Below are 26,028 nucleotides of genomic sequence, written 5' to 3' on the forward strand. Positions count from 1 at the left end.
AGATCCGGCCACCTTTTCCGGAACCTGTTGCTCCCGCTCCGCATCTCACCCTGTGCCGGTTCGCCAGGGCTCCCCATGACCGGGGGGAGCCGTGAACGCACGAATGGGGGAGAGATGCGCGACATCACCCGAAGGGGACTTCTGGGCGCGGGACTCGGCACCGCGGTGGCGATCACGACGGCCGGCTGCGGCAGCGGGACCGCGTCGGGCGGCGGCGCCGCAGGACCGGGAACGGACCGGGGCGCCATCCCGAGCAGCACGCCGAAGCCCTCGCCGTCGCCCTCGCCGTCGACGGGGCGGCCCATCGGGGACGGCTCCACGGCCGACACCGGCCGGCAGCCGCACCAGCCCCCGAAGCCCGTCCCGCTCGAACCGGGCGAGACGCCCCCGCAATTCGTGGTCTTCTCCTGGGACGGGGCGGGCGAGGTCGGCAACGGCCTCTTCCCGCGCTTTCTCGAACTCGCCCGGAATCACGGTGCGGCGATGACCTTCTTCCTCTCCGGCATATATCTGCTGCCGGAGTCGAAGAAATCGCTCTACCGTCCGCCGAACAACGGGATCGGCGCCTCGGACATCGGTTATCTGACCGATGACCACATCAAGGAGACGCTGACCTGCATACGCCGGGCGTGGCTCGACGGGCACGAGATAGGCACGCACTTCAACGGGCATTTCTGCGCCGGTTCCGGATCGGTGGGGAAGTGGACCCAGGCCGACTGGCGCAGCGAGATCGACCAGGCTGTGAAGTTCGTCACCGAATGGCGGACCAACACCGGCTGGACCGGCATCGATCCGCTGCCTTTCGACTACCGCAGGGAGCTCGTCGGCGCCCGCACCCCCTGCCTCCTCGGCCAGGACCGGCTGCTGCCCGCCGCGCAGCGGCTCGGCTGGCGCTACGACGCCTCGTCGCCCGGCGGCCGCCAGGTGTGGCCGCAGCGGCGCCAGGGGCTGTGGGACCTGCCGCTCCAGCAGGTCCCGTTCCCCGGGCGCTCCTTCGAGGTCCTGTCGATGGACTACAACATGCTCGCCAACCAGTCGGGGAATGCGACCCAGGGGGTGCCGGCCCGCTTTCCCGGATGGAAGGCGCAGGCCAGGGACGCCTATCTGGCGGGATTCCGGCGCGCCTACGAGGGAAATCGCGCCCCGCTCTTCATCGGCAACCACTTCGAGCAGTGGAACGGCGGTATCTACATGGACGCCGTCGAGGAGGCGCTCAAGGGCATGGCCGGAAGGAAGGACGTACGCCTGGTGTCCTTCCGGCAGTTCTGCGACTGGCTCGACGTGCAGGATCCCGCGGTGCTCACGAAACTGCGCACACTGGAGGTCGGACAGGCGCCGGCCGAAGGGTGGAGCACATTCCTTAGGGCTTCTTGACAACGGGTCCTAACGGGCACGCAGGGGGGTGCGGAAGATCGCCCCGCAGGCCATGCGAAACTTTTCACATGAGCTTCAGCCGTGCCTCCCGCGCCGCCCTGCCGACCGCACTGGTCGCCGTGGGCCTGCTCACCCTGTCGGCCTGCGGCGACGGCGGGAAGTCCGGCGGCGGCGGGGACACCAACTTCGTCGCCGGCTCCGGCGGCATCGCCACCGTCGCCAAGGGCGAGCGGCAGGCGCCCCACGAGCTCAAGGGCGAGACCCTGGAGGGCGAGCAGCTCGACATCGCCGACCTCAAGGGCAAGGTCGTCGTGATGAACGTCTGGGGCTCGTGGTGCCCGCCCTGCCGTTCCGAGGCGCCCTACTTCGCCCAGGTCGCCAAGGAGACCAAGGCGGACGGCGTCGAGTTCGTCGGCATCAACACCCGGGACAACAGCAAGGGTCCGGCGATCGCCTTCGAGAAGGACTACGGCGTCGAGTACCCGAGCCTCTACGACCCGAACGGCAAGCTGATCGTGGGCGGCTTCCCCAAGGGCTCGCTCAACCCGCAGGCCATCCCCTCGACGATCGTCCTCGACCGCGAGGGGAAGATCGCCGCCCGCGCGCTGCGCGCCCTGGACGACGTGGAACTCCGCAAGATGATCGACCCGCTGATCGCGGAGAAGTGATCGGCGTGGAACTCCTCGCCGCCTCCCCCGGGGTGAACGAGACGGTCCTCGGCGGCGCCCTGCTCCTCGCGCTGCCCATCGCGGTGCTCGCGGGCCTCGTGTCGTTCTTCTCGCCGTGCGTCCTGCCGCTCGTGCCCGGCTACCTGTCCTATGTGACGGGCGTCACCGGAAGCGACCTCGCCCAGGCCCGCCGCGGCCGGATGGTCGCCGGCGCCTCGCTGTTCGTCCTCGGCTTCACCGCCGTGTTCGTGTCCGGCGGCGCGCTCTTCGGGTACTTCGGCTCCACCCTCCAGGGTCAGCGGGAGATCCTCTCCCGGGTCCTCGGCGTGCTGATGATCCTGCTGGGCGTCTTCTTCATGGGCCTGATGCCCTGGCTGACCCAGCGGGAGTTCCGCATCCACAAGCGGCCGGTGTCCGGGCTCGTCGGGGCGCCGCTGCTCGGCGCCCTGTTCGGCATCGGCTGGACGCCGTGCATCGGCCCGACGCTCTCCGCGGTGACGTTCCTGTCGGCCAACGAGGCCAGCGCGGGCCGGGGCGCGCTGCTGACCGTGGCGTACTGTCTCGGGCTCGGAGTGCCGTTCGTGCTCGCGGCGGTGGCCTTCCGCAAGGCGCTGGGCGCGTTCGACTGGGTGAAGCGGCACTACGCCTGGGTGATGCGCATCGGCGGCGTGATGATGATCCTGACCGGCGTCCTGCTGCTCACCGGTGTGTGGGACAGCATGGTCCAGTCGATGCAGGGCTGGACCAACGGCTTCACGGTGGGGATCTGAACAGATGGGCAAGACCTCCATGAACAACACCGAGGACCGCGAGCTCGGCGAGGCCGCCTCGCAGCTCTCGACCGCGCCCGTCGAGGGTGCGGAGGACCGGACCGCCGGCGGCCCCACGCTCGGGGTGGTCGGCTGGACGCGCTGGTTCTGGCGCCAGCTCACCTCGATGCGGGTGGCGCTGATCCTGCTCTTCCTGCTCTCCCTCGGCGCGATCCCCGGCTCCCTCATCCCGCAGAACAGCGTGGACGAGATGAAGGTGCAGGCCTTCCGGGACCGGCACGAGACCCTGGCGCCGCTCTACGACAAGCTCCAGTTCTTCGACGTCTACAGCTCGGTGTGGTTCTCGGCGATCTACATCCTGCTCTTCGTCTCCCTCATCGGCTGCATCGTGCCGCGCTCCTGGCAGTTCGTCGGCCAGCTGCGCAGCCGCCCGCCCGGCGCCCCGCGCCGGCTGGACCGGCTGCCCGCCTCCACCACGTGGCGCACCGAGGCCGGTCCGGAGGAGGTCCGCGAGGCGGCCCTCGCCCTGCTGCGCGGACGCCGCTTCCGCGCACATGTCACGGGGGACGCGGTCGCCGCGGAGAAGGGGTACCTGCGCGAGGCGGGCAACCTGGTGTTCCACGTCTCGCTGATCGTCATGCTGGTCGCGTTCGCCTGGGGCCAGATGTTCAAGTCCGAGGGCGGCAAGCTCGTCGTCGAGGGCAGCGGCTTCTCCAACACGCTCACCCAGTACGACGACTTCAAGTCCGGCTCGCTCTTCGAGTCCGACGAGCTGACGCCCTTCACGTTCACCCTGGACAGCTTCACCGGCACGTACGCGAAGACCGGGCCGCAGCGCGGCACCCCGCGCACCTACGAGGCGGCGCTGACCTGGTCGACGCCCGGCGGCGAGGACCGCAAGCAGGTCGTCGAGGTGAACCGGCCGCTGGAGGTCGACGGCACCAAGGTGTACCTGAACGGCCACGGCTACGCGCCGGTCGTCACCGTGCGGGACGGCAAGGGCGACGTCGTCTTCAAGGACGCGGTGCCGCTGCTGCCGATCGACAACAACGTCACCTCCACCGGTGCCATCAAGGTGATGGACGGATACCGGGACAAGAACGGCAAGAAGGACCAGCTCGGTTTCCAGGCCTTCTTCGTGCCGACCTTCGCCGGAGCGGGCGAGGGCGACATGTTCTCCCAGTTCCCCGGGCTGGAGTTCCCGGTGCTGGCGCTCACCGGCTACCACGGCAGCCTGGGCGTCGACGCGGGCCTGCCGCAGAACGTCTACCAGCTCGACACCCGCAAGATGAAGCAGTTCAAGGGCGCCGACGGCGAGGTCCTCAAGCAGCGGCTGCTGCCCGGCGAGACCATGCAGCTGCCGGACGGCGCCGGCTCCATCACGTTCGAGAAGGACGTGAAGGAGTGGGCGACCTTCCAGATCACCCGCCAGCCCGCCACCGGCTGGGCGCTCACCGGAGCCGTCGCCGCCATCGGCGGCCTCGCGGCCTCCCTCTTCGTGCGCCGCCGCCGCGTCTGGGTGCGCGCGGTGCGCGGCGGCGACGGCGTGACCGTGGTCGAGATGGCGGGCCTGGGCCGCAGCGAGTCGGCGAAGCTCCCCGAGGAGCTCGGCGACCTGGCCGTGCGCCTCAACGCACAGGCGCCGACGGCGCCCGAACCCGAAGAACCGGACGTTCCTGCCGAAGGGGCACAGCAGTGAGTCTCGCCGCCGCAACCAACGAGGGCCTCGCGGAGATCAGCAACTACCTGATCTACTCGTCGATGGCCGTGTACACGCTGGCCTTCTTCGCGCACATGGCGGAGTGGCTGTTCGGCAGCCGCAGCAAGGTGGCCCGCACGGCCGCCGCGCTGACCGCGCCGAAGGAGGGCGCCACGGCCGCGGCCCCGGCCGTCACGGTCCGCGCCGCCGGCGGGGCCGCGGTGCTGGACAAGCCGAAGGTCGTCACCCGGGCCGCCGCCGGCACCCGCGACGTGCCCGACGGCCCCGGCGCGCACGGCGGCACCGAGAAGGGCGACCTCTACGGACGCATCGCGGTGTCGCTGACGGTCCTGGCGTTCCTGCTGGAGGCCTCCGGCGTCATCGCCCGCGCCGTCTCGGTGCAGCGGGCGCCGTGGGGCAACATGTACGAGTTCTCCACCACCTTCTCGACCGTCGTCGTCGGTGTGTACCTCGCGCTGCTGCTCGCCAAGAAGAACGTCCGCTGGGCCGGTCTGCCGCTGGTGACCACCGTCCTGCTGGACCTCGGGTTCGCCGTCACCGTGCTCTACACCGAGAGCGACCAGCTGGTGCCGGCGCTCGACTCGTACTGGCTGTGGATCCACGTCTCCACGGCCATCTTCTGCGGCGCCGTGTTCTACCTCGGCGCGGTCGGCAGCATCCTGTACCTGTTCCGCGACTCCTACGAGGCCAAGCTGGCCCGCGGCGACCAGCCCGGGAAGTTCGCCACCTCGGTCATGGAGCGGCTGCCCGCCGCCGCCACCCTCGACAAGTTCGCCTACCGCGTCAACGCGGCGGTCTTCCCGCTGTGGACGTTCACGATCATCGCCGGCGCGATCTGGGCCGGCGACGCGTGGGGCCGCTACTGGGGCTGGGACGCCAAGGAGGTCTGGTCCTTCATCACCTGGGTCGCCTACGCCGCCTACCTGCACGCCCGCGCGACCGCCGGCTGGAAGGGCCGCAAGGCCGCGTACATCGCGCTCGTCGCGTTCCTGTGCTTCCTGTGGAACTACTACGGCGTGAACATGTTCGTGAACAGCCTGCACTCCTACGCGGGCGTCTGACCGGCGCTCCCGTCCCGGGCACGGACCCGCGCCCGGGACGGCCGCACCGAGGTCAGCCCTTCTTGTAGACGCAGTCCTGCGGCGGTTCCTTCCCGTCCGGCCAGGAGAACTCCTCGAACCGCAGCGTCCCGTCCTCCGCGAGCCGCACGATCGGCACCGCCTTGTTGCGCGGGTTCCCGTCGGTGTCCAGGCAGATCCAGCCGCTGGCGCCGTTCACCCGCAGCGACCCCGTCAGGTGCGGCCACTGGGCCGTCACGTCGTCCAGCGACGGGGCCTTCGCCGAGGAACCGGTCGCCCTGCGGATGCCCTGCACCGCCGTCCCCATCGCGTCGTAGCCGATGATCGTCTGCCCGTCGTGCAGGACGTTCGCCCCGATCTTGCCGCGCACCTCGGCGAGCGCGTCGGCGAGCTGCCGGTACGCGGCGGCCGAGCCGCCCGTCGCGGGCACCTTCCGTCCCGGGGCCGGCACCCACGCATCGGGGTGCGCGAGGGCCGCGTACTTGAGCGTCACCCGGGGCTTCGAGCCGCCCGGCGGGGTCTGGAGCGCCGTGCGGTCGACCTTGTCGTCCGAGCCGAGGTACGAGGCCTCGTCGCCGGTGAAGACGGTGAAGCCGCGGCCGGCACAGCCCGACCTGCCCAGCTCGGAGACGAACACCCGCAGCGGGGTGTGCCGTCCGGCGAAGAAGACGGTGTGCGCGTCGGTGTCGCAGATGTAGTGGGCGATGCTGTTGAAGACGTTGCCGAGGTTGCCCGCGTCGTCCGGTTCGTCGTCCGAGGTGAACGGGCGGGCGTCGTAGACCTGGTCCGGCAGCTGCTCGTCGAACGCCTCGCGCAGGGTGCGCGCGTAGTTGTTGCGGGCGTTGGTGTCGTAGACGAGCAGGGCGTTGCGGTCGACCGCCTTGGCGTGCGCCACCAGCGCCCTCGCCTCGTCCTTGTTGGTGGGGGAGACCCTGGCGAGACCGGGTATGCCGCTGATGTCGTCCGCGGTGATCGTCGAGCCCACCATGGGCACCCGGTGCTCCGCCAGCAGGGCCACCGCCTTCTTGTTCACCTCGTTGCTGGTCGCTATTCCGGTCACCGCCCGCAGCGGCACCGGGTCCCCGGTCATGCCGACCAGCTGGAGCACCACCCGCTCCCAGTGCAGCCCGAGGTCACCGGTGTTGGCGAGCAGCACCCTGATCCGCGGCGGCCGGCCCTCGGCGCGGTTGGCCAGCCGCTGCTGGAGGTAGACCCCCTGGAGTTCGTGGCGCATCTTCGTCAGCTGCTCGGGCGCCGTCGAGGAGAACGGCATCATGACCGCGACGGAGACCATGAGCTCCCCGCTCTCGGCGGCCTCCGCGTTCTCCGCCCCGATGGCGCGGGCGACCTCGCGTATCTCCGCGACGCCGAAGTCGTAGCCGGTCGCGGAGACCCCGATGCACTCGTCGCTCTCCTCCGGGCGTTCGACCCCCGGTGAGCAGGTGCGGTCCGGGTCGAGGACGTCCGGCACGTACACGATGCCGAGCAGCAGCACCACCGCCGCCGCCGCACCGATGAGGATCTTGGTCAGATTGTTCATCGCTCGTTCCCCCCGTTCGTCCGTCCCCGGCGTGTGCAGGCGCACTCCCGCAGCGGGCGCCCCGATCGGATGCTCTCCGCCCAGTGCTCGGCGGCGTCGGTCAGCACGGAGCCGTCGGCGACGTCGTCGCGCATCGCGTACAGCGCGCCGCGGGTGGCCGCCTCCAGCCCCGCCTCCGGTGTCTCCAGCCGGTCCTGCGCGAGCCAGGCGGCGTTCAGCAGCCGTTCCACCCGCCGCTCCGGTTCGTGGTGGCCGCCGGTGAAGGCGAGCCGGCGCCGCTCGTCGATGCCGGTGAAGACCGGTGCCGACGCGATCAGCAGGAGACTGTCCAGCCAGGCTGCCGTGTTCCTCAGGTACAGCGAGCCGTGGAGGTGGGCGACGGCGTTGCGGGTCAGCCCGATCGACAGCTCGTGGCGGTACTGGTGCGGCGAGGCCGGGGAGGCGCCGGCGTAGTGGCCGGCGAGCCGCTGGTGGCCCCGGATCCACGACGCGTGGTCGGCGTCCCGGTGCCAGAGCTCGTGCAGCAGCAGGATGCGCAGGCAGTGGTCGCCCACGAAGTGCTCGTCGCAGCGCGGCCAGCCGTCCGCGTCCAGCGCGTGCCGCAGCTCGCTCGTGGTGAGGGCGGCGGCGGGCGACAGCAGCAGCGCGGCGGCGTGCGCGTCGGCGGCCGGGGACACCAGGGTGAGCAGGTCGCCGGCCTCGCCCGGCACCAGCTCCCCGCGCAGCGTCTGCGCCACCGTCGGTCCGGTGGTCGTCCGCCGCGGTGTCGCGGGACGGTAGCCCAGCAGGGCGCGCAGGGTCAGCTCCGGCAGCGCGGGCCGCACGGCGCCGTCCTCGGGAGCCGCGTCGGCGAAGCTGTTCAGCTCCGCGACGGCGTCCGTCATCCGCGCCATCGCCAGCGGCCGTCCGCCGGTGAAGCGGTAGAGCGCGCGCGGCAGTCCGGGCGGCAGCTTCGCGTCCGGGTCCACATGGCTCAGCAGCCCGTCGGAGGTCTCGGGACCGGCCGGGGGCAGCGGCGGGAACGGCACCACGACCAGCGGGTGGCGGCACAGCTGGTCGCCGCGGGCGCCGGCCAGCCCGACCGCCGAGGTCAGCGACGGCAGCCGGTACCCGCCGGTGAGGACCGGCGGGTCCTCGCGCCGGAACGCGGCGAGGACGACCACCCGGTCCCGGTGCCCCCTGCCGCGGTACGTGAGGCAGTCGCGCACCAGGCGTTCGCCCGGTCCGTCGTGCGCGTTGTCGAGCAGCATCAGCGGCCGGCCGGTGCGCAGCAGCCACCCGCCCGTGGTGCGGTACGCCTCCTCCAGATCGGCGCGGAGCGCCTGCCCGAGGTGGTACTCGGCCCGCACCCGCTGGTCGCCGCCGTGCCGGAAGTGGCCGCCGAGCAGGGTCAGTCCGGCCGCCGCGTCGCCCTGCGCGCCGGGGTAGTCGCCGTACCAGTCGACCGCGCGGCGCCCGCCGCGCGGCAGGATGTCCCGCAGCAGGACCTCCACCGACACCTCGGTCGGCGTCCGGGGCGGCCGCATCACCGCGTACGCCGCCACGAGTCCGGCGGCCCAGTCCCGCGCCGCCTCGCCGGAGGCGCCGCGCACCGGCGAGACCGCCTCCAGCCGTCCCAGCTCGGCCGCGATGCGCTCGTCCTGGCCGGCGTCCCAGGCGCCGGAGGCCACGGCCACCAGCCCGGCGAAGAGCCGCGGCAGATGGAGGGCGCCGGCCCGCGGGGGGCCGCTGCGGACGAAGTCGCCGCCCAGCCGGAGCAGGGCCTCGGTCACCAGGGAGCGGGAGGAGGGCGACTCCGCGGCGGCCGTGCGCAGGGCGTCGTCGGCGCAGTCGAGGTACGCGGTGGGGGTGGCCGTGCCGCACAGGTCGCGCAGCCTGAGCGCGTCGTGCGTCTTGCCGGTGCCGCGGCCCCCGACGACGGCCAGCACCGGCGGGGGGAGCGCCTTGCAGTAGGGGCGGTGCCGGCGTCCGTCCACCTCGATGCCGGTGAGGTGGGACGCCAGCTGCGCGAGTAAGCCGCTCCGCGCGGCCAGTTGATCCCTCAAGGACGACTCCCGGTCGGTCAAGTGGCGCCGGGCGGGCGGATGGTTGAACGGATCAAGGTTATTACCCGGCACTCGGCGCGGCGTAGCCGTCGGCGGGTGCCGTGTTCACTCCGTTACGTGCGGTGCCGTGCGGTGCCGTGCGGTGCGTCGCCGAACCGTGCGCGGTGCGGTGTCGTGCGCGGTGCCCGTGCAGTGCAGTGCGGTGTGGTGCCGTGCGGTGCCGTGCCGTGCGGGGCGGCCGCGGTGCGCCGCCCCGGCGTCCGGGAAGGCGTCCGGCCGCCGGCTCAGGAGCGGGGCTTGTCGCCGTCGTCGCCGTCGGCGGGGCCCTCGACGGCCTCCTCCGCCGGCTCCTCGCCGTCCCTGCGCCGCTCGCGCTCGTTCTCCTCGCGCAGCGACTTGAGGAACTCCGGGTTGTCGTCCGGCGCGACCCAGCCGCGCCGGGACGTCGCGCGTCCGGCGGTCGCGGCCCGCTTCTTGCCGACGATCAGCCAGGAGACCGAGCCGACCAGGGGGAAGAGCAGCACGAGGATCGCCCACAGCGGCTTCGGGACGTGACGCACGTCCTTCTCGTCGGTGGTGATGCAGTCGATGAACGCGTAGATGCTCAGAGCCAGCGGCACCAGCACCATCAGCACCCGAAGCATGGCCGCCCCCTTGCGCGAAAGAGCTCGGGGCCGAACCGCGGCCCCCGTGACAGTCCCAGAGTAGTGCGTACCGGATACTGGACCGCATGGCTTACGACGATCTTCGCTCCCTGCTCCGGGCGCTGGAGCGCGAGGGAGACCTCAAGCGCATCAAGGCCGAGGTCGATCCGCACCTGGAGGTCGGGGAGATCGTCGACCGGGTGAACAAGGCCGGCGGCCCCGCGCTCCTCTTCGAGAACGTGCGCGGCTCGGCGATGCCCCTGGCGATGAACGTGTTCGGCACCGACCGCCGCCTGCTGAAGTCGCTCGGGCTGAAGTCCTACGCCGACATCAGCGACAAGATCGGCGGCCTGCTCAGGCCGGAGCTCCCGCACGGCTTCGTCGGCGTGCGCGAGGCCTTCGGCAAGCTGGGCTCGATGGTCCACGTGCCGCCGAAGAAGGTGAAGGACGCGCCCGTGCAGGAGGTCGTCCTCCAGGGCGACGACGTCGACCTCGACGCGCTGCCCGCCCTCTTCACCTGGCCGAAGGACGGCGGCTCGTTCTTCAACCTCGGGCTGACGCACACGAAGGACCCGGAGACGGGCATCCGCAACCTCGGCCTCTACCGGCTCCAGCGCCACGACCGGCGCACCATCGGCATGCACTGGCAGATCCACAAGGACAGCCGCAACCACTACGCGGTCGCCGCCCGGCGCGGCGAGCGGCTGCCGGTCGCCATCGCCTTCGGCTGCCCGCCGGCCGTGACGTACGCCTCGACCGCGCCGCTGCCCGGTGACATCGACGAGTACCTGTTCGCCGGGTTCGTCGCCGGCAAGCGGATCGAGATGGTCGACTGCAAGACCGTCCCGCTCCAGGTGCCGGCCAACGCCGAGGTGGTGCTGGAGGGCTGGCTGGAACCCGGCGAGATGCTGCCCGAGGGCCCGTTCGGCGACCACACCGGCTTCTACACGCCGCAGGAGCCGTTCCCGGCGCTGACGATCGACTGCGTGACCATGCGCAAGCGGCCGGTGCTCCAGTCGATCGTGGTCGGCCGCCCGCCGACCGAGGACGGCCCGCTGGGCCGGGCCACGGAGCGTTTCTTCCTGCCGCTGCTCAAGATCATCGTCCCGGACATCGTGGACTACCACCTGCCCGAGTCGGGCGGCTTCCACAACTGCGCGATCGTCTCGATCGACAAGAAGTACCCCAAGCACGCCCAGAAGGTGATGCACGCGATCTGGGGCGCGCACATGATGTCGCTGACCAAGCTGATCGTGGTCGTCGACGCCGACTGCGACGTCCACGACCTCCACGAGGTGTCCTGGCGGGCCCTCGGCAACACCGACTACGCACGGGACCTCACCGTCGTCGAGGGGCCGGTCGACCATCTGGACCACGCCTCCTACCAGCAGTTCTGGGGCGGCAAGGCGGGCATCGACGCGACCCGCAAACTCCCCGAGGAGGGGTACACCCGGGACGGCGGCTGGCCCGAGATGGTCGAGTCCGACCCGGCGACGGCCGCCCTGGTCGACCGCCGGTGGAAGGAGTACGGCCTGTGAGCCCCGCCCTGGAGGGCCCCTCGCTGTTCATCGGCGGCGAGAGCGACTACGTGGCCCTGGTCCGCCCCGAGCTCGACCCCGCCGACCCCGGCGTGCGGCTCGCCGCCGAGCAGGCGGGCGTGGCGCCCGAGGAGTTCGCCGGGTCCGGTGACACCTGGGCCGTCCTGGTGGAGAGCGGCGGGGAGGGCGACGGGTTCGAGCTCCCCGGAGTGCGCGACACGGAGCCCGCGGGCTTCGCGGAGCGCCTGCGGGAGGCGCTGGCCGGGCCGCCCGGGCCGTTCGAGGTGGACGGCGGAGCCGTGCTGCGGCTGGAGGCCCGTCCGGCCGGGGAGGGCGTCTGCGCCGTCACGGCGCACGTCACCCCGCCGGGCGACGACGCCGTGCCGCTGACGGTGGAGACGGGACCGCTGTCCGTCGCCGGACTGCTGGCCGACGTCGACGCGTTCCTCGGGAGCCTCGCATGATGGCGGCCACCGACGGGGTCGTGGGCCCCGGCCCGGCACCGCGGCAGGCCGGGCGGGTCAAGGCCTTCCTGCGCCTGGTGATGATCGAGCACTCGGTCTTCGCGCTGCCCTTCGCCTACATCGCCGCGCTCACCGCGATGTTCTTCGCGGACGGCACCGTCCACTGGGCCGAGCTGCTCCTCGTGACCGTGGCCATGGTCGGCCTGCGCACCTTCGCCATGGCGTGCAACCGGATCATCGACCGCGAGATCGACGCGCGGAACCCGCGCACCGCCTCCCGGGAGCTGGTCACCGGCGCGGTGTCGGTCCGCTCCGCGTGGACGGGCGCGCTGATCGCCCTGGTGGTCTTCCTCGGGGCCGCGGCGCTGCTCAACCCGCTGTGCCTGGCGCTGGCGCCGGTCGCGGTGGTGCCGATGGTCGTCTATCCGTACGGCAAGCGGTTCACCGACTACCCGCACGCCATCCTGGGGCTCGCCCAGGCGATGGGGCCGGTCGGCGCGTGGATCGCGGTCACCGGCTCCTGGTCGTGGGACGCGGTGATCCTCGGGCTCGCGGTCGGGGTGTGGATCGGCGGCTTCGACCTGATCTTCGCCTGCCAGGACGTCCAGGCGGACCGCGCGCACGGCGTCCGCTCGGTCCCGGCCCGCTTCGGCATCCCGGCCGCCCTGTACGGCGCCCGCGCCTGCCATGTCGTGACGATGGGGCTCTTCGTCTGGTACGCGGTGGCCACGGACGCGGGCGCGTTCCTGTGGGCCGGTCTCGCGGTGGTGGCGGCGGCCTTCGCCTACGAGCACTCGATCGTGCGGCCGCACGACCTGTCGCGCCTGAACCGGGCGTTCTTCACGGTCAACGGCTTCATCGGCATCGCCCTGTTCGTGTGCGCGCTGCTCGATCTGGTGGTGCGGGGGCTGGCCGTCTGACGGTCGCCCGGTCGGCTGGTCGTACGGGGCGTCCGCCCCGGCCGGTCGTCCGGGGTGCCGGCCGCCGCCCCCGTGCGGACGGCAGGTCCGTCGGGTCCGGCAGGTCCGCCGGGTCCGCCGGGTGTCCGTCAGACCGGCAGGCGCGGTGTCCGCGGTGTGCGGCCCCGGACGCGGAAGACGAAGGCCGCGGCGACGCCCGCCGCCAGTCCGAACAGATGGCCCTGCCAGCTGACCCCGGTCGCGGTAGGCGCCAGGCCGGCGAGGACCGAGCCGCCCCAGACCGCGGCGACGAGGACGCCCACCACCACGTCGAGGGCCCTGCGCTCCACGAAGCCGCGCACGAGCAGATAGCCGAACAGGCCGAAGACCAGGCCGGAGGCGCCCGCGGTGTTCGTCCCGGAGGGGGAGAGGAGCCAGACGCCCAGCCCGCCGGCGACGACGATCAGCGCCGCCACCGCGAGGAAGCGGCGTATGCCGCCGAGCGCGGCGAGGAAGCCGAGCACCAGCAGCGGGAGGGTGTTCGACGCGACATGGCCGAAGCCGAAGTGGAGGAAGGCCGAGGGCACCACGTCGAGCAGCTCGGCGGGCTCGCGGGGCTGCACGCCGTAGGCGTCCAGGGCGTGGCCGCTGACGGTGTCGACGGCTTCGAGCACCCACAGCAGCGCGATCCAGGCGCACATCAGCAGGGCGGCGGCCCGGACGCGCCCGGTGCCGCCCGTGGTCCCCGCCGGCTGTGCGTCCGTCATGTCGCCCCCTTCCGTCCGAGCGTGTGTGCGACACCCCGGGAACGCGCGGCGCCTCCCACGGGTTCCGGAGCCCGAGCCGGGTCCGGGCGGGCGGGGGCCGGAGCGTGGTCCGGGCGGAGGCGGGCGGAGGCGGGCGGAAGGGGACGGGGGCGGGCGGCGGCGGACGGGGCGGGGTCCCGGTGGGCCCGGCGGCCGTGTCCGGGCCGCCGGATAGGCTCACGGGTGTGGAGCCGCAGGAAGTGAAGAGTCGCCGGCCGTGGGTCGTGGGGGTGTCGGGCGCCTCGGGGACGCCGTACGCCGCCGCGGTGCTGCGGGCCCTGCTCGCCGCGGGCGAGAGCGTGGACCTGGTGGTGAGCCGGGCGTCCCGGCTGACGCTGCTGGACGAGACCGGGATCGCGTACCGCGACGCGCACTGGCGGGACGACCTGCGCCAGTGGCTGGCGCGTGGCGCGGACGGGAAGCCGGACACCTTCGAGGTGGACGTGACGGACGTGCGGCACTGGGCGGCCGGCGATCTCGCGGCCGGTCCGTCGTCGGGGTCGTACCCGGTCAAGGGGATGCTGATCGTGCCCGCGTCCACCGCCTGTGTGGCGGGGGTGGCGCTCGGGCTGTCGAAGGACCTGCTGCAGCGTGCGGCGAGCGTGACGCTCAAGGAGCGGCGCCCGCTGGTGGTCGCGGTGCGGGAGACCCCGTTGAACGGGCAGACGCTGAGGCATCTGGTGTCGCTGGACGAGGCGGGCGCCGTGGTGCTGCCCGCCTCTCCGGCGTTCTACGCGGGGGCGACGCACATCCAGGACCTGGTCGACTTCGTCGCCGGGCGGGTGCTCGACGCGGCAGGGGTGCCGCACCGGCTGTACCGCCGCTGGGAAGGGGAGCTCGGCGGGGGCTCCGCGGATGGTTAGCGCTTCTTGCCGGCGCGCGGGGCACGGGTGCGGTCGACCCGGTGGGCGGCGGCGGGCTGGTGGGCACGCGAGCGGCTGGCCAGCTCCTGCAGCTGTCGCATGTGGGCGTAGGCCATCTCGATCGTGTACACGGTGAGTGTCATCTCCTGTATGGATCGCGATCCTTGTGGGATCAGCAGTGATCGTTTGAATGAATCGCAGGGTGTCGTCCCTGCATGCCTTAGATTCTACACGTAAACTTGCGGTATCGCTGAATAATGGAAGGCTCAGGCATATGGACGCCGTGGACAGGCAGCTCATCCAGGCCCTGCGCGAGAACGGCAGGGCTTCGTACGCCGAGCTCGGCCGCCTCGTGGGGCTCTCCGGCCCCTCCGTGACCGACCGCATCAACCGCCTGGAGGCGGCGGGCGTCATCACCGGCTACCGCGCCACCGTCGACGCGGCCTCGCTCGGTCTCGGCGTCACGGCGCTGATCGGCATCTCGCTCTCCGACGCCGCCGACCACGAGGACGTCGCCCGCCGGCTGCGGGACCTGGCCGAGATCGAGGACTGCTGGTTCATCGCCGGCGACGACTCGTACATGCTCAAGGTGCGCGTCAGCGACGTGGACGGACTGGAGAAGACCATCCGGCGCCTCTCCGGAACCCGGGGCGTCTCCCGCACCCGCACCACCATCGTGCTCTCCACCAAGTGGGAGAACCGCGTCGGCGAGCTGCCCGAGGAGTCCTGACGACCCGCCCGCCCGCCGTACCGCCCCGCCCGTGAAGCGTCGCCGAGGCGGGGGAGTACGGTGGGCGGAGCCTGTTCTACGTGGAGAAATTGGGAGGCGGCCGTCATATGGACGCGGGACTCAAGCGCGAGCTGGAGGAGAAGGTCCGGGCCGGTGAGCGGCTGACCCGCGAGGACGGAATCGCCCTCTACGACTCGGACGACCTGGCCTGGCTCGGCGGGCTGGCCCACGAGGTGCGCACCCGCAAGAACGGGGACGTCGTCCACTTCAACGTCAACCGCCACCTCAACATGACCAACGTGTGCACCGCGTCGTGCGCCTACTGCTCGTTCCAGCGCAAGCCGGGCGAGAAGGACGCGTACACGATGCGCATCGAGGAGGCCGTCCGCCTCGCCAAGGCGATGGAGAACGACAACCTCACCGAGCTGCACATCGTCAACGGCCTCCACCCGAACCTGCCGTGGCGCTACTACCCGCGCTCGCTCTCCGAGCTGAAGAAGGCCCTGCCGAACGTCTCGCTGAAGGCGTTCACCGCCACCGAGATCCACCACTTCGAGACCATTTCCGGCATGTCTGCCTCCGACATCCTCGACGAGCTGATCGAGGCCGGCCTGGAGTCGCTGACCGGCGGCGGCGCCGAGATCTTCGACTGGGAGGTCCGGCAGCACATCGTCGACCACCGCACCCACTGGGAGGACTGGTCGCGCATCCACCGCCTCGCGCACGAGAAGGGGCTCAAGACCCCGTGCACGATGCTCTACGGGCACATCGAGGAGCCCCGCCACCGGGTGGACCACGTGCTGCGGCTGCGTGAGCTCCAGGACGAGACCGGCGGCTTCCAGGTCTTCATCCCGCTGCGCTACCAGCACGACTTCGTCGACATGCAGGACGGCAAGGTCCGCAACAAGCTCCAGGCGCGCACCACCATGGCCACCGGCGCCGAGGCGCTGAAGACGTTCGCCGTCTCGCGCCTGCTCTTCGACAACGTGCCGCACGTCAAGGTCTTCTGGGTGATGCACGGCGTGCAGACCGCCCAGCTCGCGCTCCAGCACGGCGCCGACGACATGGACGGCTCGGTCGTCGAGTACAAGATCACCCATGACGCCGACAACTACGGCACCCCCAACAAGCTGACCCGCGACGACCTGCTGGACCTGATCCGCGACGCCGGCTTCCGCCCGGTCGAGCGGAACACCCGGTACGAGATCATCCGCGAGTACCCGGGACCGGACGCCGACCGCCGCGAGTCGCCGCAGCCGATGCGGGTCTGACACCCGCCGCGGGTCGCCGCAGCCGATGTGGGTCCGGCCTGCCGCGGCGAGGCGCCCGCACCCCGCCCCGCCCGTCCCCGGACCCGTCCCACCCTGTGGAAGCCCCGGCACCCGCCGGGGCTTCCTGCTTACGCTTCCCGTATGGCCCTGACCTTCGAAGCCGACCCGCCCGCCGGGCCCTCCCTCGCCTCCGGGGTCCTGTCGCTGTGGGCCGACGTCTCCAACGCGGGCGGGGCCGTCGGCTTCGTCCCGCCGGTCGGCGTCGACGACATCAGGCCCCAGTGGCTCACCCACCTCGCCGCCATGGCGGAGGGGCGCACCCGGCTGCTCGTCGGCCGCGACGAGGACGGCCGGATCGCCGCCACGGTCTTCCTCCAGCGCAACACCCACCGGCTGATGACGCACTGGATCTGGGCGTACACCGTGATGGTCCACCCCCGGCACCAGGGCAAGGGGTACGGCCGCGAGCTGATGGCCGCGGCCGCCGCGCACGCCCGCACCTTCGACGGCGTCGAGGCGATCCGGCTCACCTGCCGCGGCGGCACGGGCGCCGACCGCTTCTACGCCTCCTGCGGTTACAAGGAGGTCGGGCGGGTGCCCGGCGCGATCAGGGTGGCCGAGGGCGACGACCGCGACGACGTCATCATGCTGCTGCCGCTGCTCTGACCGGCGGGCGGCGCCGGCCGCCGCGCGGAGCCCCGGGAGAGCGCCCGGAGCCACGGGGCCTGCCGCCCGAAGGGGCCGGCAGGCGGCGTGCTTCACTGGACGGGCAGGTTCGCCGTATCCGTCCCGCAGAGGAAGTAGGCCCGCAGTGTCCGCAGGAAAGTCCGCCGCAGCGATCCGGTACACCGCGATGCGGTTCGCGATCTTCGTCGGCTGCATGGTCGTGGTCGGCGCTCTGGTGCAGTTCGGCGTGGTGCCCAAGGGCCTCGGCGACGCCAACTTCGCGTGGGTGATCCTTCTCGCACTGGTGCTCTCGGCACCGCTCAGCTTCATCCTGCTGCGCAAGCAGCGCGACGCCATGTCGCAGCAGATCGCCGGCCGGGTCGACAGCGCCAAGGCCCGTCTGGACGCGAACCGTTCGCGGGAGGACGGCGCCGCCTGACGCGCCCGCGGGCGGGGTGGCCCGGGGAGTGCGGGGAGAGGGGCCGGCGGGCGGACCGCCGCCGGAAGGCCGGAACGGGGCCTTGACCCCAAGCCAAGCTTTGAGGTTCTCAAAGTTCAAGTGTTAACGTGTGGCTCATGACGACATCAGCGCGCACCGACGCCGCCGCGGGCATCCCGCTCGTGGCGCGGCTGCATGTCGACCTGTGCCGCTGTACTTCCGCGGTCTGTTGCCGTTAGAGGCGCCCGGCCCCTCCCGGCCCGGCCCCGGCACATCCCCTGCAGCGGTACCGCGCTCCTCGCGGGCCGCACGCCGCCCCGCCCCCGTCCCTGATCCACCCCTGGAGTGCGTCCGTGTCCGCGAACACCGCGTCCACCCCTGCCGGTAAGCAGTCCGGCTCCCGCATACCGCTGCCCAAGGTCCCCTTCTGGGCCCAGATCGTCGCCGGTCTCGTCCTCGGCGTCCTGCTCGGCTGGCTCGCCCGCAGCCAGGACGTCAGCTGGCTGAAGGACACGCTGGACCAGATCGGCTCGATCTTCGTCCAGCTCCTGAAGCTCGCCGTCGCGCCGCTCGTCTTCTTCGCGATCCTGGTCTCGATCACCAACCTGCGGAAGGTCAACAACGCCGCACGGCTGGCCAGCCGCACCCTGCTGTGGTTCATGATCACGTCGCTCATCGCGGTCGCGATCGGCCTGGTGATCGGCCTCGTCACCAACCCCGGCTCCGGCACCGGCCTCACGCCGAAGGACGGCCAGAAGCCGGAGAACGCCGGAAGCTGGATCGACTTCCTCACCGGCATCGTCCCGACCGACGTCATCACGCCGTTCACCGAGCTGAACGTCCTGCAGATCGTCTTCATGGCCGCCGTCGCCGGTATCGCCGCCCTCAAGCTCGGCGACCGCGCCAAGCCGATCCTCGCGCTCAGCGAGTCCGTGCTGGAGCTGCTGCAGAAGGCCCTGTGGTGGGTCATCCGCCTCGCGCCGCTCGGCACCGTCGGCCTCATCGGCTACGCCATCGCCGACTACGGCTGGGACCTGATCGGCAAGTACGCGACCTTCACCGCCGACGTCTACATCGGCTGCGCCCTGGTGCTCTTCGGCGTCTACCCGCTGCTGCTCGCCCTGGTGGCCAAGGTCAACCCGGTCCAGTTCTTCAAGGGCGCCTGGCCCGCGATCCAGCTCGCGTTCGTCTCGCGCTCCTCGGTCGGCACCATGCCGGTCACCCAGAAGGTCACCGAGCGCCTCGGCGTCCCGAAGAACTACACCTCGTTCGCCGTGCCCTTCGGCGCCACCACCAAGATGGACGGCTGCGCCGCGATCTACCCGGCGCTCGCCGCGATCTTCATCGCGCAGATCTTCGACGTGCAGCTCGGCATCCAGGACTACCTGCTGATCGCCTTCGTCTCCGTCGTCGGCTCCGCCGCGACCGCCGGTCTCACCGGTGCGACGGTCATGCTGACGCTGACCCTCTCCACCCTGGGCCTGCCGCTGGAGGGCGTCGGTCTGCTCATGGCGATCGACCCGATCCTCGACATGATGCGCACCGCCACCAACGTGGCCGGCCAGGCCGCCGTGCCGGTGATCGTCGCCGCCCGCGAGAACATCCTGGACCGCGACAAGTACGCGGCCGCCTCGTCCTCCCCGGTCGACGACGAGGACTCCGGCGACGACGCGGACACCCGCGCCGGCGCCGGTGCGAAGGAGACCGTGCCGGTCCCCGCGTAGCCCGCGGACGCGCCCGGCGCACCCCACGCCCCCGGCCCCGGGGGACACCGCAGCAGCGGCGTCCCCCGGGGCCGGGGGCGTCCGCTTGTCCCCGCGGACCGGGGGTGTGCGGGTGCCCGCCGCCGTGCGGGCGTCCGCGAGCCCGCCGCCCGGGGTGGTCGCCCGGCGGACGGGCGGGCGGACGGGCCGGGACGGTCCTGCCGCCGGACCGCCTTCGCCGGGCCCGGGGCGGCCGCCGCGAGCCGTAGGCTTGCCGCTGAGGAGAAGCAGGTCGTGCGCTCCCGGCCGGACCAGCCGGGCGGTCGCGTCCGGTGCGCTCGGGCGACGGCTTCTCGACGCACGGGGCGGGAGGATCTTCGACGATGGGTGCGGTGAAGGGCGTGAAGGCCAAGCGGATGCCGCGGGCCGTACGCGAGCAGCAGATGATGGACGCCGCGGTGCACATCTTCGGCAGGCGCGGATACCGGGCCGCCTCGATGGACGAGATCGCCGAACTGGCGGGCGTGTCCAAGCCCTTGGTCTACCTCTACCTGAACTCGAAGGAAGAGCTCTTCACCGCCTGCATCCGGCGGGAGGCCGCGCGGCTGACCGAAGCGGTGAAGGCCGCGATCGAGCCGGGTCTGGCGGCCGACCGCCAGCTGTGGGCGGGGCTGGAGGCGTTCTTCCGGCACACCGCGGAGAACCCGGACGGCTGGTCGGTGCTGCACCGGCAGGCGCGCACCCACGGCGAGCCGTTCGCCGCCGAGGTGACGGCGATGCGCGAGGAGCTCTCCGCCTTCGTGACGTTCCTGATCGGGGCGGCCGCCAGGGAGGGCACACCGCCCGCTCCCGGCACGGTCGGCGCGGGCCGCAGCGGCGAGCTCGCCGACCGCGACATCGAGGGTCTGGCGCAGGCGCTCGTCGGCGCGGCGGAGTCCCTCGCGGGCTGGGCGAACGAGAGCGACAAGCTGCCGGCCAAGGACGCGGCCGCCACCCTGATGAACTTCGCGTGGACCGGCCTCGGCGGCCTGATGCGCGGCGAGCGCTGGTCCCCGCGGTAGGGAGTGCCCCGCGAGCGGGGGTCGGGCCGGGGGTGCCCCGCGAACGGCGCCGGGCCGGTCGCGGGGCTCCTGCGTCGCCGGGTGCCGGGGAGGAGGTCAGCCGGGGAGCCGGTGGCCCGCTTCCCCGGCGAGGTGGAGGCGGGGCCCTGAGCGGAGCTGGAACGCCGTGGTGCCGTCGCCGCCGGTGCGGGCGGCGTAGGCGACCGTGGCCGGCAGGAGCACCGGGGCGCTGAACGCCGCGTGGGCGGATGCCGCGGGGCCGCCGGACCGCTCGGCCTCGGCCACGCACCGGGCGAAGGTCCACATCCCGTGGGCGATGGCCCGGGGGAAGCCGAACAGCCGGGCCGTCAGCGGGTGCAGATGGATCGGGTTGCGGTCACCGGACGCGGCGCCGTAGCGGCGTCCGAGCCCGCCGGGCAGCCGCCACTCGGCGGCCTCGGGCAACGGCTCGGGGGCCGCCGCCCGCCCGTCCGGCGCACCGCCGGTGACACGGTGCCGGGCCAGGTAGGTGCTGCGGGACACCCAGACCGGTTCGCCGTCCAGCCGGGCCTCGGTGACCATGACGACCTCGGTGCCGCGGCGGTGGGGCACTAGTTCCTCGGCGTACACGGTCAGTTCGGGCCGGTCGCCGGGAAGCAGCGCCGGGCCGGGGCGGGTGATGCCGATGCCGGTGTGGACGAGCCCGAGCAGCGGCAGGGGGAAGCGCCGGTCGGCCATCACCCGCATCGCCAGCGGGAAGGCGAGCACATGCGGGTAGGTCAGCGGCAGCGGCTGCCGCGGCCCGGTGCCGGGGAAGCCGCACACCTCCGCGTACGCGGCCAGCCGGCGGGTGTCGGTGCGTGCCCCGGGCAGCACCAGACGGGTGCGGGGGAGCGGCGTGCCCGCGCCGGCGCGCTTCAGCGGCGACAGGGCGGCGCCGCGCGCGAGCAGCGGCGTGAGGGAGGGGGCCGCGGTGAGCGTGACGGTCGCCATCGTCAGGCACCCAGCAGGCTCTGGCCGCAGACGCGCAGGATCTGCCCGTTGACCGCCGAGGAGGACGGGTCGGCGAAGTACGCGGTGGCCTCGGCGACGTCGACCGGGAGTCCGCCCTGGCCCATCGAGTTCATCCGGCGTCCGGCCTCGCGGATGAACAGCGGTACGGCGGCGGTCATCTTCGTCTCGATGAAGCCCGGGGCGACGGCGTTGACCGTGACCCCGTGCGCGGCGGCCGCCCGCGGTGCCAGCGAGCGGACCAGGCCGATCACCCCGGCTTTGCTGGCGGCGTAGTTGGTCTGGCCGGTGTTGCCCGCGATCCCCGCGATGGACGCCGTGGCGACGACGCTCCCGCCGCGGCGGACGGCGCCCTGCTTCAGGAGCGCGTCGGTGACGTCGAGCACGGCGGCGAGGTTGACGTCCAGCACCTGGGCCCAGCGCTCGGCGGGCATGTTGGCGAGGCGCCGGTCGCGGGTGATGCCCGCGTTGTGGACGAGGACGTCCAGCCCGCCGTCGGGCAGGGCGCGGGCGATGCGGTCCGCCGCGTCGGCGGCGGTGATGTCGAGGGGCAGGGCCGTGCCGTGCAGCGCGCCGGCCGTCCGCTCCAGGTCGTCCCCGGCCTGCGGCACGTCGAGGCAGACGACATGGGCGCCGTCGCGGACGAGGACCTCGGCCACGGCGGCGCCGATGCCGCGGGCGGCCCCGGTGACCAGGGCCGTCCGGCCGGCCAGCGGGCGGGCCGGGTCGGTGTCGGTGTCGGCCGGTGCGGCGTCGGTGAGTTCGAGGACCTGGCCGCTGACGTAGGCCGACTTCGGGGAGAGCAGGAAGCGCAGGGTGGAGGCGGCCGGCGCGGGGTCGGGCGAGGTGAGGCGGACCAGGTTGGCGGTGCGGCCGCCGCCGGTCTCCTTCGCCAGCGAGCGCACGAAGCCTTCGAGCGCCTGCTGCGCCGCGGCCTGGTGGTGGTCGTCGCCCGAGGGGCGGGCGCCGACGACGACGATCCGGCCGCCGGGGGCGACGGAGCGCACCAGGGGGTGCAGCGCGGCGTGGACCCCGGCGAGGTCCGCCACGCCCGTGACACCGGTGGCGTCGAGGACGACGGCGGCGGCCCGGCCGGTCTCCCCGGCACCCTCCCCGCCGGGCACCCCGGCACTCTCCCCGGCGCCGAGGGGGAGCGGCCCGGTGAGTGCCGAGCGGCCCGCTGTGCGCAGGATCACGGGGCCGGCCGGATCCGGGGCGCCGGGGCTCCATCGGCGCAGCGGAGCGGGCTGCGGCAGCCCGAGCCTGCGGGTGAGGAAACGGCCGGGGGCCGTGCCGGTGAAGTGCAGATAGCGGTCGGCCATTGTCCTGACTCCCTGCTCGGTCGTAGATTTACCCGAGAGTAAGGTTACTCAAGAGTCAGGAGATGGTCGAGATGGTGTCGACGATGCCTCGCAGGGTCGCCGTGATCGGCGGCAGCCGCATCCCCTTCGCCCGGTCCGACGGCCCCTACGCCACTGCCTCCAACCAGGAGATGCTCGGGGCGGCGCTCGACGGACTCGTCGGCCGCTACGGACTGACCGGCCCGGGGGCGGTCGGCGAGTTCGTCGCGGGAGCGGTCCTCAAGCACAGCCGGGACTTCAACCTGGCCCGGGAGACCGTCCTCGGCTCGGGGCTCGACCCGCGCACCCCCGCGTACGACATCCAGCAGGCGTGCGGCACGGGACTCCAGGCGGTGATCGCCGTCGCCAACAAGATCGCCGTCGGCGGCGTGGAGAGCGGCATCGCCGGCGGCGCCGACACCACCAGCGACGCGCCGCTCGGCGTCAACGACGCACTGCGCCGCATCCTGCTCGCCGCGCGGCGGGCGACGTCCACCGGGGCCCGGATCGCGGCGCTGTCCCGCATCCGCCCCCGCCACCTGGTCCCCGACATCCCGCGCAACGCCGAGCCCCGCACCGGTCTGTCGATGGGGGAGCACGCCGCCGTCACCGCCCGCCGGTGGGGCATCAGCCGCGAGGACCAGGACCTGCTCGCCGCGACCAGCCACCAGCGGCTCGCCGCCGCCTACGACCGCGGCTTCCTCGACGATCTCGTGGTCCCCTTCCGCACCCTGGAGCGCGACCAGAACCTGCGTCCCGGCTCGACGGTCGAGAAGCTCGCGGGCCTGAGGACGGTCTACGGCAACGACGCCCCCGGACCCACCATGACCGCGGGCAACTCCACCCCGCTCACCGACGGCGCGGCCACGGTGCTGCTGGCGAGCGAGGAGTGGGCCGAGGCGCGCGGCCTCACGCCGCTGGCCTGGCTCACCGCCTACGAGACGGCCGCCGTGGACTACGTCGCGGGCGACGTGGCGGGCGGTGAGGACGGTCTGCTGATGGCGCCGGCCCACGCCGTCCCGCGGATGCTGGAGCGGGCCGGGCTCTCGCTCGGCGACTTCGACCTGGTGGAGATCCACGAGGCCTTCGCCTCCCAGGTGCTCGCCACGCTGGCCTCCTGGGAGAAGCAGGGGCTGCCGCCCGTGGACCGCGACCGGCTCAACGTCGCCGGTTCCTCGCTCGCCACCGGCCACCCCTTCGCCGCCACCGGCGCCCGTATCGTCGCCACCCTGGCCAAACTCCTCGCCGAGCGCGAGGGCCCGGCCCGCGGTCTGATCTCGGTCTGCGCGGCGGGCGGCCAGGGAGTCACCGCCGTCCTCGAACGCGCCTGAGGCCCTGCCCCCTCACCCCCGGTCCCCCCGGTCCCACCCGCCCCCGACGCCCCCCGCACCCTTCCGCACACCCGCAGGAACCCGCCCAGACCCCTGACGAGGAGCCGCACGTGTCCGCCGATCTGGTCCCTCCCACCGGTGCCCCCGCCCTGGTGGAGCCCCGCAAGCAGCTGGTGAACGGTGTCGTACGGGAGGTGTCCGTCCCGCCTCTCGTGCCTCCGGTCGCCCGGGGCTCCCTCGCCGACATCCCGTTCGACAACGAGCGCGACGCCCCCGGCGAGGCCGTGCTCAGCCGCAAGGACGCCGAAGGGCGGTGGCAGGACGTCACGGCCGCCGAGTTCGCCGCCGACGTGCGGGCCGTCGCCAAGGGACTGGTCGCGGAAGGGCTGAAGCCCGGCGACCGCCTCGCGATCATGGCCCGGACGACCTACGAGTGGACGCTGCTCGACTTCGCCGCCTGGGCCGCGGGGCTCGTCACCGTCCCCGTCTACCCCACGTCCTCCGCGTTCCAGGCCCGCTGGATCCTGGAGAACTCCGGAGCGGCGGCCTGCGCGGTCGAGAACGCCGAACAGGCCCGGCTGATCAGCCAGGAGCGCAAGCAGCTTCCGGGCCTCGACCACCTGTGGGTCTTCGACACCGGGGCCGTGGGGCAGCTCCGCGCGGCCGGCGAGCGCGCCCGGATCCCCGAGGCGGTGCTCACCTCCCGCCGGGAGAGCCTCACCCCGGACTCCGCGGCGACCCTGATCTACACCTCGGGCACCACCGGCCGCCCCAAGGGCTGCGTGATCACCCACGGCAACTTCTTCGCCGAGGTCGACAACGCCATCGAGCTCCTGCACCCCGTCTTCAAGTCGGTCAGCAAGGACCCCGCGTCCACCCTGCTGTTCCTGCCCCTGTCGCACGTCTTCGGACGCATGGTCGCCATCGGCTGTCTGCGCGCCCGGGTGCGCCTCGGTCACGCGCCGTCCATCAAGACGGACGACCTGCTCGCCGACCTCGCCGGCTTCCGCCCCACGTTCCTGCTGGCCATCCCCTACGTGCTGGAGAAGGTCTTCAACACCGGCCGCGCCACGGCCGAGAAGATGGGCCGCGCCTCGTCCTTCGACCGGGCCGCCGGCATCGCCCGGCGGTACGGGCAGGCCGTGGAGGCCGCCGAGCAGGGCACCGGACCGGGCCCGTCGCTCGGGCTGCGGGCCGCCCGCGCGCTGTACGACCCGCTGGTCTACCGCCGTATCCGGGCCGCGCTCGGCGGCAAGGTCCGCTACGCGATCTGCGGCGGCTCACCGCTCGGCAGCCGGCTCGCGGCGTTCTACGCGGGCGCCGGCATCCAGATCTTCGAGGGCTACGGCCTCACCGAGACCACGGCCGCCTCCACCGTCACGCCGCCCCTGAGGCCCCGGCTCGGCACCGTGGGCTGGCCGATGCCGGGCACCGCGGTGCGGATCGCGGACGACGGCGAGGTGCTGCTGAGCGGCGGTCACGTCTTCGGCGGGTACTGGGACCCGGAGCGGGAGGCCGCCGTCCCCGTCGTGGAGGACGGCTGGCTGCCCACCGGCGATCTGGGGACCCTCGACGAGGGCGGCTACCTCACGATCACCGGACGGAAGAAGGACATCATCATCACCTCGGGCGGCAAGAACGTCGCCCCCGCCCCGCTGGAGGACTGGCTGCGGGCCCACCCGCTGGTGGGCCAGTGCATGGTCGTCGGCGACGACCGTCCCTACGTCACGGCGCTGATCACCCTGGAACCGGACGGGCTCGACCACTGGCGGCGGATGAAGAAGAAGGCGGGGGTGCCGCTGGCGGAGATCGTCCGGGACGAGGAACTGCTCGCCGCGCTCCAGCGCGCCGTCGACGAGGCGAACCGGCTGGTGTCCCGGGCCGAGTCGATCCGGAAGTTCACCGTCCTCACCCGGGACTTCACGGAGGAGAGCGGCCATCTGACGCCGTCGCTCAAGCTCAAGCGGACGGAGATCGCGCGCGACTACGCGGCGGACATCGACGGCCTCTACCGGTAGGCGGCGCGGCCCTCCCGGCGGTCCTCCCCGCCGGGAGGGCCGCCGCGGGCACCCGGGGGCCGGAAGCGG

The 26,028-nt window shown here is 72.8% G+C and carries 25 protein-coding genes; 18 read left to right on the forward strand and 7 right to left on the reverse strand.

Translation table 11 applies throughout. From position 1 onward, the window contains the following. The first annotated feature begins 114 nt into the window (after positions 1–114). From IAG43_RS18125 to ccsB, 5 genes are all read left to right on the forward strand, one after another. Positions 115–1,374: a polysaccharide deacetylase family protein gene (locus tag IAG43_RS18125; RefSeq protein ID WP_187741772.1), complete on the forward strand. Its 1,260-nt coding sequence runs from the start codon at positions 115–117 to the stop codon at positions 1,372–1,374. 68 nt (positions 1,375–1,442) lie between these two features. Next, positions 1,443–2,042 (forward strand): TlpA family protein disulfide reductase, encoded by a 600-nt coding sequence (locus IAG43_RS18130; protein WP_187741773.1) that lies wholly within the window; start codon positions 1,443–1,445, stop codon positions 2,040–2,042. A gap of 5 nt (positions 2,043–2,047) precedes the next feature. Continuing rightward, positions 2,048–2,812 (forward strand): cytochrome c biogenesis CcdA family protein, encoded by a 765-nt coding sequence (locus tag IAG43_RS18135; protein WP_187741774.1) that lies wholly within the window; start codon positions 2,048–2,050, stop codon positions 2,810–2,812. Positions 2,813–2,816: 4 nt separating this feature from the next. Beyond that, entirely contained in the window at positions 2,817–4,511 is a 1,695-nt protein-coding gene (gene resB, locus IAG43_RS18140; RefSeq protein ID WP_187741775.1) for a cytochrome c biogenesis protein ResB, read from the forward strand. Further along, positions 4,508–5,593: a c-type cytochrome biogenesis protein CcsB gene (gene ccsB / locus IAG43_RS18145; protein ID WP_187741776.1), complete on the forward strand. Its 1,086-nt coding sequence runs from the start codon at positions 4,508–4,510 to the stop codon at positions 5,591–5,593. The genes resB and ccsB overlap by 4 nt, the downstream gene beginning before the upstream one ends. A 52-nt stretch (positions 5,594–5,645) precedes the next feature. On the opposite strand, the gene IAG43_RS18150 is transcribed toward ccsB, so the two are convergent. From IAG43_RS18150 to IAG43_RS18160, 3 genes are all read right to left on the reverse strand, one after another. Further along, entirely contained in the window at positions 5,646–7,151 is a 1,506-nt protein-coding gene (locus IAG43_RS18150) for a type 1 periplasmic-binding domain-containing protein (RefSeq protein WP_187741777.1), read from the reverse strand. Next, positions 7,148–9,196: a hypothetical protein gene (locus IAG43_RS18155; RefSeq protein ID WP_187741778.1), complete on the reverse strand. Its 2,049-nt coding sequence runs from the start codon at positions 9,194–9,196 to the stop codon at positions 7,148–7,150. The genes IAG43_RS18150 and IAG43_RS18155 overlap by 4 nt, the downstream gene beginning before the upstream one ends. 284 nt (positions 9,197–9,480) lie before the next feature. Beyond that, positions 9,481–9,840 carry a PLD nuclease N-terminal domain-containing protein gene (locus IAG43_RS18160; RefSeq protein ID WP_187741779.1) on the reverse strand — a complete coding sequence of 120 codons (360 nt, stop codon included), beginning with the start codon at positions 9,838–9,840 and terminating at the stop codon, positions 9,481–9,483. An 86-nt stretch (positions 9,841–9,926) separates the two neighbouring features. On the opposite strand from IAG43_RS18160, the gene IAG43_RS18165 reads away from it, so the two are divergent. From IAG43_RS18165 to mqnP, 3 genes are read left to right on the forward strand one after another with little or no spacing between them, the layout of a single operon-like run. Further along, positions 9,927–11,378 (forward strand): menaquinone biosynthesis decarboxylase, encoded by a 1,452-nt coding sequence (locus tag IAG43_RS18165; protein WP_187741780.1) that lies wholly within the window; start codon positions 9,927–9,929, stop codon positions 11,376–11,378. Continuing rightward, entirely contained in the window at positions 11,375–11,842 is a 468-nt protein-coding gene (locus IAG43_RS18170) for a hypothetical protein (RefSeq protein WP_187741781.1), read from the forward strand. The genes IAG43_RS18165 and IAG43_RS18170 overlap by 4 nt, the downstream gene beginning before the upstream one ends. Then, positions 11,839–12,762 carry a menaquinone biosynthesis prenyltransferase MqnP gene (gene mqnP / locus IAG43_RS18175; protein WP_425508611.1) on the forward strand — a complete coding sequence of 308 codons (924 nt, stop codon included), beginning with the start codon at positions 11,839–11,841 and terminating at the stop codon, positions 12,760–12,762. The genes IAG43_RS18170 and mqnP overlap by 4 nt, the downstream gene beginning before the upstream one ends. A gap of 128 nt (positions 12,763–12,890) precedes the next feature. Here mqnP and IAG43_RS18180 read toward each other — a convergent pair whose 3' ends face one another. Then, a complete protein-coding gene (locus IAG43_RS18180; RefSeq protein ID WP_187741782.1) occupies positions 12,891–13,508 on the reverse strand; it encodes a rhomboid family intramembrane serine protease in 618 nt (205 codons plus the stop codon). 224 nt (positions 13,509–13,732) lie between these two features. Here IAG43_RS18180 and IAG43_RS18185 point away from each other — a divergent pair, with 224 nt between their 5' ends. Continuing rightward, positions 13,733–14,410 carry a UbiX family flavin prenyltransferase gene (locus IAG43_RS18185; RefSeq protein ID WP_187741783.1) on the forward strand — a complete coding sequence of 226 codons (678 nt, stop codon included), beginning with the start codon at positions 13,733–13,735 and terminating at the stop codon, positions 14,408–14,410. On the opposite strand, the gene IAG43_RS18190 is transcribed toward IAG43_RS18185, so the two are convergent. Continuing rightward, positions 14,407–14,553 (reverse strand): hypothetical protein, encoded by a 147-nt coding sequence (locus tag IAG43_RS18190; protein ID WP_187741784.1) that lies wholly within the window; start codon positions 14,551–14,553, stop codon positions 14,407–14,409. The two genes, IAG43_RS18185 and IAG43_RS18190, sit on opposite strands and share 4 nt — an antisense overlap. Positions 14,554–14,684: 131 nt before the next feature. Here IAG43_RS18190 and IAG43_RS18195 point away from each other — a divergent pair, with 131 nt between their 5' ends. The 7 genes from IAG43_RS18195 (at position 14,685) to IAG43_RS18220 (ending at position 20,280) form a co-directional block, all read left to right on the forward strand. Further along, a complete protein-coding gene (locus IAG43_RS18195; protein WP_187741785.1) occupies positions 14,685–15,140 on the forward strand; it encodes an Lrp/AsnC family transcriptional regulator in 456 nt (151 codons plus the stop codon). Positions 15,141–15,247: 107 nt separating this feature from the next. After that, positions 15,248–16,411, forward strand: coding sequence for an aminofutalosine synthase MqnE (mqnE, locus tag IAG43_RS18200; protein WP_187741786.1), 1,164 nt, complete (start codon positions 15,248–15,250; stop codon positions 16,409–16,411). A gap of 141 nt (positions 16,412–16,552) precedes the next feature. Beyond that, entirely contained in the window at positions 16,553–17,077 is a 525-nt protein-coding gene (locus IAG43_RS18205; RefSeq protein ID WP_187741787.1) for a GNAT family N-acetyltransferase, read from the forward strand. A gap of 145 nt (positions 17,078–17,222) precedes the next feature. Next, a complete protein-coding gene (locus tag IAG43_RS18210) occupies positions 17,223–17,516 on the forward strand; it encodes a DUF4229 domain-containing protein (protein ID WP_187741788.1) in 294 nt (97 codons plus the stop codon). Positions 17,517–17,653: 137 nt separating this feature from the next. Beyond that, positions 17,654–17,755: a putative leader peptide gene (locus IAG43_RS35125; protein ID WP_343075641.1), complete on the forward strand. Its 102-nt coding sequence runs from the start codon at positions 17,654–17,656 to the stop codon at positions 17,753–17,755. A 114-nt stretch (positions 17,756–17,869) separates the two neighbouring features. Beyond that, on the forward strand, positions 17,870–19,240 hold the full coding sequence (locus IAG43_RS18215) for a dicarboxylate/amino acid:cation symporter (protein WP_187741789.1): 1,371 nt from the start codon (positions 17,870–17,872) through the stop codon (positions 19,238–19,240). Between the two features lie 362 nt (positions 19,241–19,602). Continuing rightward, positions 19,603–20,280: a TetR/AcrR family transcriptional regulator gene (locus IAG43_RS18220; protein WP_187741790.1), complete on the forward strand. Its 678-nt coding sequence runs from the start codon at positions 19,603–19,605 to the stop codon at positions 20,278–20,280. A gap of 96 nt (positions 20,281–20,376) precedes the next feature. Here the strand turns inward: IAG43_RS18220 and IAG43_RS18225 are convergent, their stop codons facing one another. Both IAG43_RS18225 and IAG43_RS18230 read right to left on the reverse strand, forming a co-directional pair. Further along, on the reverse strand, positions 20,377–21,252 hold the full coding sequence (locus IAG43_RS18225) for a MaoC family dehydratase (RefSeq protein WP_187741791.1): 876 nt from the start codon (positions 21,250–21,252) through the stop codon (positions 20,377–20,379). Between the two features lie 2 nt (positions 21,253–21,254). After that, a complete protein-coding gene (locus IAG43_RS18230; protein WP_187741792.1) occupies positions 21,255–22,592 on the reverse strand; it encodes a 3-oxoacyl-ACP reductase in 1,338 nt (445 codons plus the stop codon). A 62-nt stretch (positions 22,593–22,654) separates the two neighbouring features. Between IAG43_RS18230 and IAG43_RS18235 the strand changes: the two genes are divergently transcribed. Together IAG43_RS18235 and IAG43_RS18240 are read left to right on the forward strand one after the other, a co-directional pair. After that, positions 22,655–23,941, forward strand: coding sequence for an acetyl-CoA C-acetyltransferase (locus tag IAG43_RS18235; RefSeq protein WP_246574412.1), 1,287 nt, complete (start codon positions 22,655–22,657; stop codon positions 23,939–23,941). Between the two features lie 110 nt (positions 23,942–24,051). Further along, the gene (locus tag IAG43_RS18240) at positions 24,052–25,959 is read left to right on the forward strand and encodes an AMP-dependent synthetase/ligase (RefSeq protein WP_246574414.1); all 1,908 of its coding nucleotides are present in this window, start codon (positions 24,052–24,054) and stop codon (positions 25,957–25,959) included. Positions 25,960–26,028 lie beyond the last annotated feature (69 nt).

Source organism: Streptomyces genisteinicus, assembly GCF_014489615.1.
Lineage (GTDB): Bacteria > Actinomycetota > Actinomycetes > Streptomycetales > Streptomycetaceae > Streptomyces > Streptomyces genisteinicus.